Source organism: Conyzicola sp., assembly GCF_057073975.1.
The window spans coordinates 41,059-54,835 of sequence record NZ_JBXMIS010000032.1 but is presented as its reverse complement, the minus strand read 5'-3'; the positions used below and the strand labels follow the sequence as shown (position 1 = coordinate 54,835).

Genomic DNA, 13,777 nt, shown 5'->3' with positions numbered 1-13,777 from the left:
AGACACTATCGGCTCGCTAGGGTGGTCGCATGGCTCGCATCCTCGTACTCAACGGACCCAACCTCGGCCGCCTCGGCAGCCGGGAGCCCGATGTCTACGGCAACCAGGACCTGCCGGCTCTGGCCGCGCTGCTCGAGTCGGAGGCTCCGGCAGGCACAGAGATCGACCTGCGCCAGACAGACGACGAGGCGACACTGCTCGGATGGCTGCACGAGGCCGTCGATACCCGCACCCCGGTCATCCTCAATCCCGCGGCCTTCACGCACTACTCCTACGCGCTGCGCGATGGTGCCGCCCAGGTGACCAAAGCGGGCATCCCGCTCATCGAGTTGCACATCTCCAACCCGCACGCGCGGGAGCAGTTTCGCCACACGAGCACGATCTCCGGTGTAGCCACCGGCGTCATCGCCGGCTTCGGATTCGACTCCTACGTGCTCGCCCTCGCCGCCATTGGTCGCCTGAAGAACTGAGCAGGTAGACTCACCGGGGCTCGAAAACGCCCATCGAACTTGAAAAAAGGACTACACGCATGGCTGACTCCACCGCCGACATCAAGAACGGCGTCGTTCTCAACATGGACGGCCAGCTCTGGACCGTCATCGACTTCCAGCACGTCAAGCCAGGCAAAGGCGGCGCCTTCGTGCGCACCAAGGTCAAGAACGTCATGAGCGGCAAGGTCGTCGACCGCACCTTCAACGCTGGCGCGAAGATCGAGACAGAGGTCGTCGACCGCGCCGACTACCAGTACCTCTACGCCGATGGCGAGAACTTCGTCTTCATGGACCTCGGCAACTACGACCAGATCACCCTCTCCGAGGCGCAGGTCGGCGATGCCAAGAACTTCATGCTCGAGAACCAGAACGTGACCATCGCGCTGCACAACGGCAACCCGCTCTACGTCGAGCTGCCCGCATCTGTCACGCTCGAGATCACGTACACCGAGCCTGGCCTGCAGGGCGATCGCTCGAACGCCGGCACCAAGCCGGCCACCGTCGAGACCGGCTACCAGATCCAGGTTCCGCTTTTCGTCGAGCAGGGCACGAAGGTCAAGGTCGACACCCGCGACGGCTCCTACCTGGGTCGCGTCAACGACTAGTGGGCGCTCGCACCAAGTCGCGCAAGCGCGCCCTCGACATCCTGTACGGAGCCGACGTGCGCGGGGAGTCGATCAACTCGGCTCTCGCCACAGAGACTGCCCGCGCTATCGCAGACACCAAGCGCGCGAGCTCCTGGGACTACGCCCGTGAGATCGTGGTCGGCATCACGGAGCACGGCGATGAGATCGACGAGCTCATCGAGACCTACTCGCAGGGCTGGAAGATCGACCGCATGCCCGCCGTCGACCGCGCTATCGTGCGCATCGGCATGTGGGAGATCCTCTACAACGAGAACGTGCCAGACGCCGTGGCGATCGCCGAGGCAGTGGAGTCGGCGACCGTGCTCAGCACCGAGGATTCGGCCGGATTCATCAACGGACTTCTCGGCACGGTGGCCCAGACCCGCGCCTGAGCGTCCCCAGGTTTCGCTACGTTACGACGCGTTCAATGACGCGGTGGCCCGGCCAATAGGTTCGATCTATGTCGATCACCGCCGCACCGGGCACAACGAGCGCGCCTGCGCTGTCGGTGACCCTCGACGGTGTCGGTCGCAGTTTCGGGGAACGCCGAGTTCTCCGCGATATCGATCTTGAGATCGGTGCCGGAGAGATCGTCGCGCTGCTCGGCCCCTCCGGCTGCGGCAAGTCGACGCTGCTTCGCCAGATTGCCGGACTCGACGCACCCGACGCCGGAGCCGTGCTGATCGACGGCACGCCCGTGCGCGGCATCGACCAGCGCTCCGCGGTGGCCTTCCAGGAGCCGCGACTGCTGCCGTGGCGCTCTGTCACCCGCAACGTCGAGGTCGGGCTGCGGCGCGGCACAGCGCGCGAGGACGGCAAGGCCAGAGTCGCAGAGCTGTTGAAGCTCGTTCAACTGTCCGATGCCGCATCCCTCCGTCCGCGGGAGATCTCCGGCGGCATGGCACAGCGCGCCTCCCTTGCGCGCGCCCTCGCCCGCGGCCCTGGCGTGCTGCTGCTCGACGAGCCCTTCGGTGCGCTCGACGCGCTCACGCGGTTGACAATGCAGGACCTGCTGCTCGACATCCACGCGACCGAGCCGGCCACCATCCTGTTCGTCACCCACGACGTCGAGGAGGCGCTGTACCTGGCCGACCGCGTCGTGCTGCTGGGCGTCGAGTCCGGCTACAAGGCGTCATCCGGAGCCGTTATCCGCTCCGTGATCACCGTTCCTGGCAAGCGCCCGCGCGACCGCGGTAACGCGGCTCTTGCCCACCTCCGCGCCGAGCTGCTCGAAGGGCTCGGCGTTTCCACCCATCACCCTGCACACACCCTCTGAGAGAAGAAATGACCCGCAAAATCACCCTCGCAGCAGTCGCCACAGCAGCGCTGCTCGTCCTCACCGGTTGCGTCGCCGGCGAAGGCTCCAACGTCGCACCAGAGCCAGAGCCGAAGGAGACCCTTCCGGGCAGCTGGAGCAGCGACGTGCTCAACATCGACTTCGCCACCTACAACCCGCTGAGCCTCATCATCAAGGACCAGGGCTGGCTCGAGGACACGTTCGGCGACAAGGTCACCGTCAACTGGATCCAGTCGGCCGGTTCCGCTGCGGCCAACGACGCCCTCCGCGCCGGCTCGATCGACGTCGGCTCCACTGCCGGCTCCGCGGCGCTGCTCGCCCGCTCGAACGGCTCGCCGATCCAGGCCATCGACATCTACTCGCAGCCGAACTGGGCCGCGATCCTCGTCGGCGCCAACTCCGGCATCAAGACGGTCGACGACCTCAAGGGCAAGAACATCGCTGCCAACGCCGGTACCGACCCCTACTTCTTCCTCCTGCAGTCGCTCGAAGAGGCCGGCGTCGGCCTCGACGAGGTCACCATCACGCAGCTCGCGCACGCGGATGGCAAGACGGCCCTCGAGGCCGGCACCGTCGACGCGTGGGCCGGTCTCGACCCGCTGCTCTCCGCGAGCGTGGTGAACGCTGGATCGAAGATCATCTACGACAACCCGGACTTCAACAGCTACGGGTTCCTCAATGCGACCGAGACCTTCCTCGAGGCGTCTCCGGACCTCGCGCAGGTCGTCGTGAGCGCCTACGAGAAGGCCCGCGCCTGGGCTGCGGAGAACCCGGATGAGGCCGCGCAGATACTCGCAGACGTTGCCGGCATCGACATCGCAATCGCCGAGTCCGTGCTGCTCGACCGCACCGCTCTCGACATCGACCCGAAGCCGGGAGCGAAGCAGGAGAAGGTGCTGAAGGTCATCGGCCCGGTATTCGTCGCCTCCGGTGCTGTCGCCTCGCAGGACCAGATCGACGACGCCCTCGCGTCGCTGTTCAACACCGACTACATCGACAACGCAAACCCCGACCTGATCGGCTGACTTGCTTTCCACTGAACCGCTTCGGACGGACGACCTCGCACTCGTGAGGTCGTCCGTTCCGGCGCGCCCGTCACGCTGGAAGCAGCTCCCGTTGGGAGCGCGTGTGGCGATCGGCGCCATCCTGCCGCTTGCAATCCTCGGTCTCTGGCAGTTCATCATCGTTCTCGATGTCGTCCCGTCGTACCGACTCCCGTCTCCGACCGCTGTCGTGTTGGCCGGCGTCGACCTGTACGAGCGCGGTCTGCTCGGCATTCACATCGCGATCTCGACCCAGCGCGTGCTCATCGGATTCGCGATCGGGTCGCTCATCGGACTCGTCGTCGCGTCGTTCGTTGGGCTGTCGCGTTTCGGAACACTGCTGCTCGCTCCGACGCTCAGCGGCATCCGGTCTATTCCGTCGCTGGCATGGGTTCCGCTCCTCGGCCTCTACATGGGCATCAACGAGGACTCGAAGGTCACCCTCATCGCGATCGGCGCCTTCTTCCCGGTCTACACCGTCGTCTCCCACGCCCTCCGCAACGTCGACCCCCAGCTTCTCGAGGCGGGACGCGCGTACGGCTACACGGGTCCACGGCTCCTCTCGCTCGTGCAGCTGCCCGCCGCCGTGCCATCGGTGATCTCCGGCCTCCGCCTCGCTCTCGCCCAGTCCTGGCTGTTCCTCGTGGCGGGTGAGCTTCTCGGGGCGTCGATGGGGCTCGGGTTCCTGCTGACGGACTCGAACAACAACGGCCGGATCGATCGCCTGTTCCTCACGATCCTGCTGCTCGGCATCCTCGGCATCCTGACGGACGCGCTCGTCGGTGTACTCGAGCGCTGGCTGCTGAAGCGCTGGGGCTGACCCGCTATAGTTGAGCCAACAGACACCCTTTAATTCCGTCCAGAGAGGCGGGGAAGGAGGTCAGAATGACTGCACGCACGGTCTTGCAGCAGGCTGATATCACCAGAGCGTTGACTCGCATCTCGCACGAGATCCTCGAGTCCGCGAAGGGGTCGACCGATCTCGTGCTCCTCGGCATCCCGACGCGCGGTGTGATTCTCGCGGAGCGCATCTCGGCGATCCTCAACGACATCGAGCCAGGATGCGCCCGCGCCGGAGCGCTCGACGTCACGATGTACCGAGACGATCTCTCCCGCAATCCCACGCGCACCCCGTCGCCGACGCAGATTCCCGACGGTGGCATCGACGGCACGACCGTCGTGCTGGTCGACGACGTGCTCTACTCCGGGCGCACCATCCGCTCGGCTCTCGACGCGATCAACGACATCGGGCGCCCCCGCGTCGTGCGTCTCGCCGCCCTCGTCGACCGCGGCCACCGCGAGCTGCCGATCCGCGCCGACTTCGTCGGCAAGAACCTCCCGAGCTCGACCGACGAGCGAATCAACGTGCGGCTCGTCGAGATCGACGGACTGGATGAGGTGACGATCGAATGAGGCACCTCCTGTCGACGAAAGACCTCAGCCGCGACGAGGCCATCGCGATCCTCGATCTCGCCGAGGACATGGCGCAGGCGCAGACCCGCGAGGTCAAGAAGCTGCCGGCACTGCGCGGCAAGACGATCGTCAACCTGTTCTTCGAGGACTCCACCCGCACCAAGACGAGCTTCGAGGCGGCGGCGAAGCGACTGAGCGCCGACGTCATCAACTTCAGCGCGAAGGGCTCGAGCGTCTCGAAGGGCGAGAGCCTCAAGGACACCGCGCAGACCCTCGCCGCGATCGGGGCTGACGGCGTCGTCATCCGCCACCACTCCTCTGGCGCCCCGCGCGTGCTCGCGACGAGTGGCTGGATCGACGCCGGTGTGGTCAACGCGGGCGACGGCACCCACGAGCACCCGACCCAGGGGCTGCTCGACGCCTACACGATGCGCAAGCGCCTGCACGGGGATGCGAGCCGCGGCAAGGCGCTCGACGGTGTGACCGTGACGATCGTTGGCGACATCCTGCACTCCCGCGTCGCGCGCTCGAACGTCTGGCTGCTCTCGACCCTTGGCGCCGACGTCAGCCTTGTCGCCCCCGGCACGCTGCTGCCGGTCGGCGTCGAGACCTGGCCAGTCACCGTCGGCTACGACCTCGACGCGGCGATCGCCGCGAAACCGCAGGTGCTCCTTATGATGCGCATCCAGAGCGAGCGCATGAACGCGGCCTTCTTCCCCAATGCCCGCGAGTACTCGCGCCAGTGGGGCTTCGACGACGAGCGGCTCGCGCGGCTGCCCGAGGATAGTCTGGTGATGCATCCTGGCCCGATGAACCGGGGACTCGAGATCTCGTCGGGGGCAGCCGACTCTGCTCGCTCGACGATCATCGAACAGGTTGCGAATGGTGTCTCGATAAGGATGGCTGTGCTGTATCTGCTACTGACCGGCGGTGCCGCATGAGCGCCTTCACCATCACGGGAGCAGCGCTTCCCGACGGAACACGCACTGACCTGTTCGTCAGCGACGGTGTCTTCGTCGACTCCGCGGTGTCGGGTGCACGCACCATCGACGCGGCGGGGCTCACCGCGCTTCCCGGCCTCGTCGACCTGCACACCCACCTTCGGGAGCCCGGCTTCGAGCAGAGCGAGACCGTGCTCACCGGCTCCCGCGCAGCCGCGATCGGCGGGTTCACCGCCGTGTTCGCGATGGCGAACACGAGTCCCGTCTCTGACACGGCCGGCGTCGTCGAGCAAGTCAAGGCGCTCGGCGACCAGCACGGCTACGTGACCGTGCGTCCGATCGGTGCGGTGACAGTCGGGCTCGAGGGCCAGCGCCTGAGCGAGATCGGCGCCATGGCGCAGTCCCGCGCACAGGTGCGCGTCTTCTCCGATGACGGCAAGTGCGTCTCTGACGCACTGCTCATGCGTCGTGCGCTCGAGTATGTGAAGACCTTCGGGGGAGTGATCGCCCAGCACTCGCAGGAGCCGCGACTCACCGAGAACGCCCAGATGAACGAGGGCGCCCTGAGCGGCGAGCTCGGACTCGCCGGTTGGCCCGCTGTCGCGGAAGAGGCGATCATCGCGAGGGATGTGCTGCTCGCCCAGCACGTCGGAGCGCGCCTCCACGTCTGCCACGTCTCGACCGCGGGCAGTGTGGATGTCATCCGCTGGGCGAAGGCCCGCGGCATCGATGTCACGGCCGAGGTCACCCCGCACCATCTGCTGCTCACCGAGCAGCTGGCATCCGGATACGACGCCCGGTTCAAGGTCAACCCGCCGCTGCGCCGCGATGAGGACGTGCTCGCTCTGCGCGCGGCCCTCGCCGACGGCACGATCGACATCGTCGCGACCGACCACGCACCGCACCCGCTCGAGGCGAAGGAGTGCGCGTGGGACGAGGCGGCCTTCGGCATGGTCGGCCTCGAGTCGGCGCTGAGCGTCGTGCAGGCCTCCGTTGTCGACACAGAGCTGCTGAGCTTCGCGGATGTCGCCCGCGTGCTGTCGACAAAGCCGGCGGAGATCGGCCTGCTGGCCGGCTACGCCACGCCATTCGCTCTGGGAAGCGCAGCGAACTTCACTCTCTACGACGCGGCCGCACGGTCGGTCTTCGGAACTGAGCATCTGCACGGCAAGAGCGTCAACTCGCCGTACCTCGGTCGCGAGCTGCCCGGTCGCGTGGTCGCGACGCTGCACGAAGGACGTGCAACCGTGCTCGACGGCGCGCTGCTGCCTCCCGCGGAGGTGGCACATGGATAAGGCGCTGCCGACCGTCGTCATCGTCGTGGCTGTTGCCGCCATCCTGTCGCTCCTCGCGCTCAGCTGGCGTCGACGTGGTCGCTCGCAGGCCCACCTGCCGGCGCTCGACGCGGCACCGGACCAGGTCGACACACTGCTGGGCAGCTTCGACGGCCTCTACCTTGCGACGACGCCACGGGGCGACCGCCTCAACCGCATCACCGTGCACGGGCTCGGATTCCGCCAGCGCGGGCCGATCGCCGTCACCACCGACGGCTTCGTGCTTCTCGACGACAGGTTCATCCCTCTCGGCGCGGTCGACAGCGTCTCCCGCGCGTCATGGACCATCGACCGCGGGGTCGAGCCCAACGGCCTCAGCGTCGTCTCGTGGACTCTCGGCGACACCGCCGTCGACTCGTACTTCCGCCTCGACGACCCAGAGGGATTCCTCTCGGTGGCGAGCAGCATCATTCAGCAGACAGGACAGAAGTGACTCAGACCGCGAAGGCCGTGCTCGTTCTCGAAGACGGCACCCGCTTCGAGGGCCGCGCCTACGGCGCCCTCGGAACAACCCTCGGCGAGGTCGTCTTCGCCACCGGCATGACCGGCTACCAGGAGACCCTCACCGACCCGAGCTACGCCGGGCAGATCGTCGTGATGACGGCACCGCACATCGGAAACACGGGAATGAACGACGAGGATCCGGAGTCGAGCCGCATCTGGGTCTCCGGCTACGTCGTGCGCGACCCCTCGCGCGTCGTCTCGAACCACCGTGCCACGCGCAGTCTGGATGACGACCTCGAGACCCAGGGCATCATCGGCATCAGCGGCATCGACACGCGCGCGGTCACGCGCCGGCTGCGCGACGCTGGCTCGATGCGCGGGGGCGTGTTCTCCGGCCCGGCGGCAGATCTGCCGGAGGCGGAGCAGCTGGCTGCGATCACCGCCGCCGCGCAGATGACGGGCCGCAATCTGTCCGGGCAGGTCTCGACGACAGAGGAGTACGTCATCGAGGCGAAGGGCGAACGCCTCGGCAACCTCGCCGTGCTCGACCTCGGCGTGAAGACCTCGACACTCAACTACCTCGCCGAACGGGGCTTCGAGGTGCACGTGCTGCCGCAGACCGCGACGCTCGAGCAGGTGCTCGCGCTCGAACCCGTCGGCGCCTTCTACTCGAACGGACCGGGCGACCCTGGCGCTTCTGATGCCCACGTGAGCCTGCTGCAGGAGATCCTGCGCAACGACGTTCCGTTCTTCGGCATCTGCTTCGGCAACCAACTGCTCGGCCGCGCTCTCGGCCTTGGCACCTACAAGCTGCCCTTCGGCCACCGCGGCATCAACCAGCCTGTTGTCGACAAGTCGACCGGCAGGGTCGAGGTCACGAGTCACAACCACGGGTTCGCCGTCGAGGCGCCGCTCGATGGCCCCTTCGACTCGCCAGCCGGCTTCGGCCGTGTCGAGGTCAGCCACGTCAACCTCAACGACAACGTTGTCGAAGGGCTGAACGCCCTCGACATCCCCGCGTTCTCTGTGCAGTACCACCCCGAGGCGGCCGCAGGCCCCCACGATGCCAACTACCTCTTCGACCGCTTCCGTGACCTCGTTGTCGCGAACCTGAAGGACAAGAACTAATGCCAAAGCGGCCAGACATCAACTCCGTGCTCGTGATCGGCTCCGGCCCGATCGTCATCGGTCAGGCGTGCGAGTTCGACTACTCGGGAACGCAGGCGTGCCGCGTGCTGCGCGAGGAGGGCGTGCGGGTCATCCTCGTCAACTCCAACCCGGCAACGATCATGACCGACCCCGACTTCGCCGACGCGACCTACATCGAGCCGATCACGTGGGAGGTCATCGAGACGATCATCGCCAAGGAGAAGCCCGACGCGATCCTGCCGACCCTCGGCGGCCAGACGGCACTCAACGCAGCGATCGACCTGCACAAGCACGGCATTCTCGAGAAGTACAACGTCGAGCTCATCGGCGCCAACTTCGAGGCGATCAACAAGGGCGAGGACCGCCAGATCTTCAAGCAGCTGGTGCTGGATGCCGGCGCCGACGTTGCGCGCAGCCACATCGCCCACACGGTCGAGGAGGCAATCGACTTCGCGGAGGACCTCGGCTACCCCCTCGTCATCCGCCCGAGCTTCACCATGGGCGGTCTTGGATCCGGTTTCGCCTACGACCGCAGCGAGCTCGTTCGCATGGTCACCGACGGCCTGCACCAGAGCCCGACGACAGAGGTGCTGCTCGAGGAGTCGATCCTCGGGTGGAAGGAGTACGAGCTAGAGCTCATGCGCGACACCTCCGACAACACAGTCGTCGTCTGCTCCATCGAGAACGTCGACCCTGTCGGCGTGCACACGGGCGACTCGATCACCGTTGCGCCCGCCCTGACGCTGACCGACCGCGAGTACCAGAACCTGCGCGACATCGGCATCGACATCATCCGCGCCGTCGGCGTCGACACCGGTGGATGCAACATCCAGTTCGCGATCGACCCGGCCACCGGCCGCGTCATCGTCATCGAGATGAACCCGCGTGTCTCCCGGTCGAGCGCCCTGGCCTCCAAGGCAACAGGATTCCCCATCGCCAAGATCGCCGCCAAGCTCGCGATCGGATACCGGCTCGACGAGATCCCGAACGACATCACGAAGGTGACTCCGGCATCCTTCGAGCCGACGCTCGACTACGTCGTCGTCAAGGTGCCGCGCTTCGCGTTCGAGAAGTTCCCTGCCGCCGACACGACGCTCACCACCACCATGAAGTCGGTCGGCGAGGCCATGGCGATCGGGCGCAACTACTCGACCGCTCTGCAGAAGGCGCTGCGCTCGCTCGAGAAGCGGGGCAGCAGCTTCCACTGGAACGGTGCAGTTGGCGACAAGGCAGCCCTGCTGGAGCTTGCAGCCACCCCGACCGACGGCCGTATCGTCACCGTGCAGCAGGCGCTGCGCGCGGGCGCGACCAACGCAGAGGTCTTCGAGAGCACGAAGATCGACCCGTGGTTCATCGACCAGATCATCCTCATCAACGAGGTGGCTGCCGAGATCGCGGCATCGAAGGAACTCGACGAGGCGATCCTGCGCCACGCGAAGGACCACGGCTTCAGCGACGTGCAGATCGCCGAGCTGCGCGGTCTCTCAGAGCAGGCGGTGCGCGACACCCGGCACGCGAAGGGAGTTCGCCCGGTCTTCAAGACGGTCGACACCTGCGCCGGCGAGTTCCCCGCGCTCACGCCGTACCACTACTCGAGCTACGACTTCGAGACAGAGGTGACGCCGAGCCAGAAGCGCAAGGTCGTCATCCTTGGCTCTGGCCCCAACCGCATCGGCCAGGGCGTGGAGTTCGACTACTCGTGCGTGCACGCGAGCTTCGCCCTGCACGACGCGGGCTACGAGACGATCATGATCAACTGCAACCCGGAGACGGTCTCGACCGACTACGACACGAGCGATCGGCTCTACTTCGAGCCGCTCACGCTCGAGGACGTGCTCGAGGTCATCCACGCGGAGTCGCAGTCGGGTGAGCTCGTCGGCGTCGTCGTGCAGCTCGGGGGCCAGACCGCCCTCGGGCTTGCCAAGGGGCTCAAGGCGGCCGGGGTCACCATCCTCGGAACGACTCCGGAGGCGATCGACCTCGCAGAGGAGCGCGGGCTGTTCTCCGAGATCCTGCAGAACGCGGGGCTCCTGTCGCCCAAGAACGGCACGGCGGTCGACGTCGACGAGGCTGTGCGCATCGCAGAGGACATCTCCTACCCGGTGCTCGTTCGCCCGAGCTACGTGCTCGGTGGCCGCGGCATGGAGATCGTCTACGACAGCGAGTCGATGCGCGACTACTTCGACCGGGTGAAGGACCAGGCGATCATCGCTCCCGGGTCGCCGCTCCTGGTCGACCGCTTCCTCGACGACGCGATCGAGATCGACGTCGACGCGCTCTTCGACGGAACAGAGCTCTACATCGGTGGGATCATGGAGCACATCGAGGAGGCCGGCGTTCACTCCGGCGACTCCGCGTGCACCCTCCCGCCCGTCACGCTCGGCCGTCACGTCATCGACCGCGTGCGCGAGGCGACACTCGCGATCGCCGAGGGCATCGGCGTTCGAGGCCTGCTCAACGTGCAGTTCGCGATCGGCCAGGGAATCCTCTACGTGCTCGAGGCAAACCCGCGGGCGTCGCGAACCGTGCCGTTCGTGGCAAAGGCCCTCGGCATCCCGATCGCCAAGGCAGCGTCGCTCATCATGGTCGGAACGTCGATCCGCGAGCTCGTTGCCTCCGGCATGCTGCCTGCACAGGACGGCTCGATCGTTCCGATGGACTCGCCCGTCGCGGTCAAGGAGGCCGTGCTGCCGTTCAAGCGCTTCCGCACCAAGGAGGGCCACGTCGTCGACTCCGTGCTCGGCCCGGAGATGCGCTCGACCGGCGAGGTCATGGGCATCGACTCCAACTTTCCCAAGGCCTTCGCGAAGTCGCAGTCTGCTGCCTACGGCGGGCTGCCGACGAGCGGAACGGTGTTCATCTCGGTGGCGGACCGCGACAAGCGGGCCATCATCCTTCCCGTGCTCCGCCTTCAGCAGCTCGGCTTCACGATTCTCGCGACAGAGGGCACAGCCGAGATCCTCAACCGCAACGGCATCGACGCCACGGTCGTGCAGAAGTACTTCATGGGCCAGGCTGCGACCGACCAGCCGACCATCGTCGATCTGATCAACCGCGGCGAGGTGGATGTCGTCATCAACACCCCGAGCGGCCGCAGCGCGCGCGCCGACGGCTACGAGATCCGCACCGCGACCGTCGCGGCAGACAAGCCGCTCTTCACCACGATCGCGCAGGTCGGTGCGGCTGTCGCATCCATCGAGGAGATCCAGCAGGGCTTCGATGTGCGGAGCCTGCAGGACTACGCGCTCGACCGGGCGGCCAGACTGGCGGCATCCGCGTGACATTCGGGCAGAGGCTGCTGAGCACGTTCGCCGACCGTGGCAACCTGTGCGTCGGCATCGACCCGCACTCATCGCTGCTGCAGCAGTGGGGGCTGCCCGTTTCCGCCGATGGCGCGCGGGACTTCGGGCTGCGGGTGGTCGATGCAGCCTCCGACCGCGTCGGCATCGTCAAGCCGCAGGTCGCCTTCTTCGAGGCCTACGGGTCCGCTGGCCTTGCCGCCCTCGAAGACGTCCTTGTCGCGGCACGCGCCGCCGGGCTCCTGGTCATCGGCGACGCCAAGCGCGGCGACATCGGCTCCACGATGGAGGGGTACACCGCCGCATGGCTCGGTGCAGCCAGCCCGCTGCGGGTCGACGCGGTGACCGTGAGCCCCTACCTCGGCATCGACTCGCTGCGCGACAGCAGGGCAGCGGCAGACGACCAGGATGCCGGGCTCTTCGTTCTCGCTGCGACGTCCAATCCAGAGGCAGCCGCCCTGCAGACCGCCGCAACGCCCAGCGGATCCACCGTTGCCGCGACTATCGTCGAGACTGTGAGCAACTGGAACGCAGGGGAGCCGCTCGGGTCGAGTGGAGTCGTCATCGGGGCGACCGTCGACCTCGAGGCCTACGGCATCGATTCGTCGCGCCTCGTCGGAATCCCCGTGCTCGCACCCGGGTTCGGGCACCAGGGAGCCAAGTTCTCCGACGTGCGCCGGCTGTTCGGCGAGGCCGCCGACACCGTGCTGCTGAGCGCCTCGCGCAGCATCCTCTCAGCGGGGCCAACGGGCGTCGCAGAGGCGATCTCACGACAGGCCGCCGAGGTTGCAGGAGCACTGGGCCGATGAGTCCGCGCCCTGATCCGCCAGAGGTCGACCGCATCGCCGCCGGTCGCGCTGCCGTGGCGGCTCGGCAGGCTCGCGCCGCGATCAAGCACGCGATCGCGACACGAACGCGTACGGCTCTCGATGCAGCCGCGACGGGATGGCGCGATGCCGACTCTGCCGAGGCGGGGCTGCGCGTGCGCGAGCTTCTCACGAGCATTCCGGGGCTCGGGCCGACCCGTGTCGCCCGCGTGCTCGAGGAGCTCGCGATCTCCGACAAGAAGCGCGTCGGCGGGCTCGGAATCCGTCAGCGCGCAAAGCTCGAGGACTATCTCCTCCGTCGCGAGGGCGACGGCCCGAGCCGCCTCGTCGTGCTCGCGGGCCCGACTGCTGTCGGCAAGGGCACGGTGTCGTCCTACATCCGCCAGAACTACCCCGACGTGCACTTCAGCGTCTCCGCGACCACGAGAGCGCCGCGACCGGGTGAGAAGCACGGGGAGCACTACTACTTCGTCTCCGATGAGGAATTCGACCGCATGATCGCGGATGGCGAGCTTCTCGAGTGGGCCGTCGTGCACAACTCCTACCGCTATGGCACACCGCGACCGCCCATCGAGGCCGCGCTGGCCGCGGGCAAGAGCGTGCTGCTCGAGATCGACCTGCAGGGTGCCCGCGCGGTTCGCGCGGTCATGCCAGAGGCCAGGCTCGTCTTCCTGCTGCCCCCGAGCTGGGACGAGCTCGTTCGCCGGCTCATCGGCCGCGGCACCGAGTCTCCCGCAGAGCAGCAGCGCCGGCTCGAGACCGCGAGGGTCGAGCTGGCGGCGCAAGACGAGTTCGATTTCAAGGTCGTGAACCACGACGTCGGCCAAGCAGCACAAGAGGTCGTAGAATTGATGGCAGTGAGCGCGCCCCGCGGCGCCTGAGTGCTTCACACACGCTCACGCCCTTTTCCCCA

Annotated in this window: 14 protein-coding genes; all 14 read left to right on the top strand. The window is 67.0% G+C overall.

The window, feature by feature from the left end:
- Nucleotides 1-29: 29 nt before the first annotated feature.
- A complete protein-coding gene (locus tag AC14A7_RS02945; RefSeq protein ID WP_484006393.1) occupies nucleotides 30-470 on the top strand; it encodes a type II 3-dehydroquinate dehydratase in 441 nt (146 codons plus the stop codon).
- Between the two features lie 59 nt (nucleotides 471-529).
- Complete coding sequence (gene efp, locus AC14A7_RS02940) at nucleotides 530-1,096, top strand: elongation factor P (RefSeq protein WP_484006392.1); 567 nt, start codon at nucleotides 530-532, stop codon at nucleotides 1,094-1,096.
- Nucleotides 1,096-1,509: a transcription antitermination factor NusB gene (gene nusB, locus AC14A7_RS02935; RefSeq protein ID WP_484006391.1), complete on the top strand. Its 414-nt coding sequence runs from the start codon at nucleotides 1,096-1,098 to the stop codon at nucleotides 1,507-1,509. Before efp ends, nusB begins: the two co-directional genes overlap by 1 nt.
- 68 nt (nucleotides 1,510-1,577) lie before the next feature.
- Entirely contained in the window at nucleotides 1,578-2,393 is an 816-nt protein-coding gene (locus tag AC14A7_RS02930) for an ABC transporter ATP-binding protein (protein WP_484006390.1), read from the top strand.
- A gap of 8 nt (nucleotides 2,394-2,401) precedes the next feature.
- Nucleotides 2,402-3,439 carry an aliphatic sulfonate ABC transporter substrate-binding protein gene (locus AC14A7_RS02925; protein WP_484006389.1) on the top strand — a complete coding sequence of 346 codons (1,038 nt, stop codon included), beginning with the start codon at nucleotides 2,402-2,404 and terminating at the stop codon, nucleotides 3,437-3,439.
- 103 nt (nucleotides 3,440-3,542) lie between these two features.
- Entirely contained in the window at nucleotides 3,543-4,277 is a 735-nt protein-coding gene (locus AC14A7_RS02920; RefSeq protein WP_484006388.1) for an ABC transporter permease, read from the top strand.
- A gap of 65 nt (nucleotides 4,278-4,342) precedes the next feature.
- Nucleotides 4,343-4,870 carry a bifunctional pyr operon transcriptional regulator/uracil phosphoribosyltransferase PyrR gene (gene pyrR, locus AC14A7_RS02915; protein ID WP_484006387.1) on the top strand — a complete coding sequence of 176 codons (528 nt, stop codon included), beginning with the start codon at nucleotides 4,343-4,345 and terminating at the stop codon, nucleotides 4,868-4,870.
- Entirely contained in the window at nucleotides 4,867-5,811 is a 945-nt protein-coding gene (locus tag AC14A7_RS02910) for an aspartate carbamoyltransferase catalytic subunit (protein ID WP_484006386.1), read from the top strand. The genes pyrR and AC14A7_RS02910 overlap by 4 nt, the downstream gene beginning before the upstream one ends.
- A complete protein-coding gene (locus tag AC14A7_RS02905) occupies nucleotides 5,808-7,106 on the top strand; it encodes a dihydroorotase (RefSeq protein ID WP_484006385.1) in 1,299 nt (432 codons plus the stop codon). The genes AC14A7_RS02910 and AC14A7_RS02905 overlap by 4 nt, the downstream gene beginning before the upstream one ends.
- On the top strand, nucleotides 7,099-7,578 hold the full coding sequence (locus AC14A7_RS02900; RefSeq protein WP_484006384.1) for a PH-like domain-containing protein: 480 nt from the start codon (nucleotides 7,099-7,101) through the stop codon (nucleotides 7,576-7,578). Before AC14A7_RS02905 ends, AC14A7_RS02900 begins: the two co-directional genes overlap by 8 nt.
- Entirely contained in the window at nucleotides 7,575-8,717 is a 1,143-nt protein-coding gene (gene carA, locus AC14A7_RS02895; RefSeq protein WP_484006383.1) for a glutamine-hydrolyzing carbamoyl-phosphate synthase small subunit, read from the top strand. The genes AC14A7_RS02900 and carA overlap by 4 nt, the downstream gene beginning before the upstream one ends.
- Entirely contained in the window at nucleotides 8,717-12,019 is a 3,303-nt protein-coding gene (carB, locus tag AC14A7_RS02890) for a carbamoyl-phosphate synthase large subunit (protein WP_484006382.1), read from the top strand. Before carA ends, carB begins: the two co-directional genes overlap by 1 nt.
- Nucleotides 12,010-12,846, top strand: a complete 837-nt coding sequence (pyrF, locus tag AC14A7_RS02885) for an orotidine-5'-phosphate decarboxylase (RefSeq protein WP_484006427.1) — start codon at nucleotides 12,010-12,012, stop codon at nucleotides 12,844-12,846. The genes carB and pyrF overlap by 10 nt, the downstream gene beginning before the upstream one ends.
- Nucleotides 12,843-13,745, top strand: a complete 903-nt coding sequence (gene gmk, locus AC14A7_RS02880; RefSeq protein ID WP_484006381.1) for a guanylate kinase — start codon at nucleotides 12,843-12,845, stop codon at nucleotides 13,743-13,745. Before pyrF ends, gmk begins: the two co-directional genes overlap by 4 nt.
- Nucleotides 13,746-13,777 lie beyond the last annotated feature (32 nt).

Bases quoted from the DNA above. Each gene is read 5' to 3' on its own strand.
- AC14A7_RS02945 (WP_484006393.1), top strand. From the start codon at position 30: ATGGCTCGCATCCTCGTACTCAACGGACCCAACCTCGGCCGCCTCGGC.
- efp (WP_484006392.1), top strand. From the start codon at position 530: ATGGCTGACTCCACCGCCGACATCAAGAACGGCGTCGTTCTCAACATG.
- AC14A7_RS02930 (WP_484006390.1), top strand. From the start codon at position 1,578: ATGTCGATCACCGCCGCACCGGGCACAACGAGCGCGCCTGCGCTGTCG.
- AC14A7_RS02925 (WP_484006389.1), top strand. From the start codon at position 2,402: ATGACCCGCAAAATCACCCTCGCAGCAGTCGCCACAGCAGCGCTGCTC.
- pyrR (WP_484006387.1), top strand. From the start codon at position 4,343: ATGACTGCACGCACGGTCTTGCAGCAGGCTGATATCACCAGAGCGTTG.
- AC14A7_RS02910 (WP_484006386.1), top strand. From the start codon at position 4,867: ATGAGGCACCTCCTGTCGACGAAAGACCTCAGCCGCGACGAGGCCATC.
- AC14A7_RS02905 (WP_484006385.1), top strand. From the start codon at position 5,808: ATGAGCGCCTTCACCATCACGGGAGCAGCGCTTCCCGACGGAACACGC.
- AC14A7_RS02900 (WP_484006384.1), top strand. From the start codon at position 7,099: ATGGATAAGGCGCTGCCGACCGTCGTCATCGTCGTGGCTGTTGCCGCC.
- carB (WP_484006382.1), top strand. From the start codon at position 8,717: ATGCCAAAGCGGCCAGACATCAACTCCGTGCTCGTGATCGGCTCCGGC.
- gmk (WP_484006381.1), top strand. From the start codon at position 12,843: ATGAGTCCGCGCCCTGATCCGCCAGAGGTCGACCGCATCGCCGCCGGT.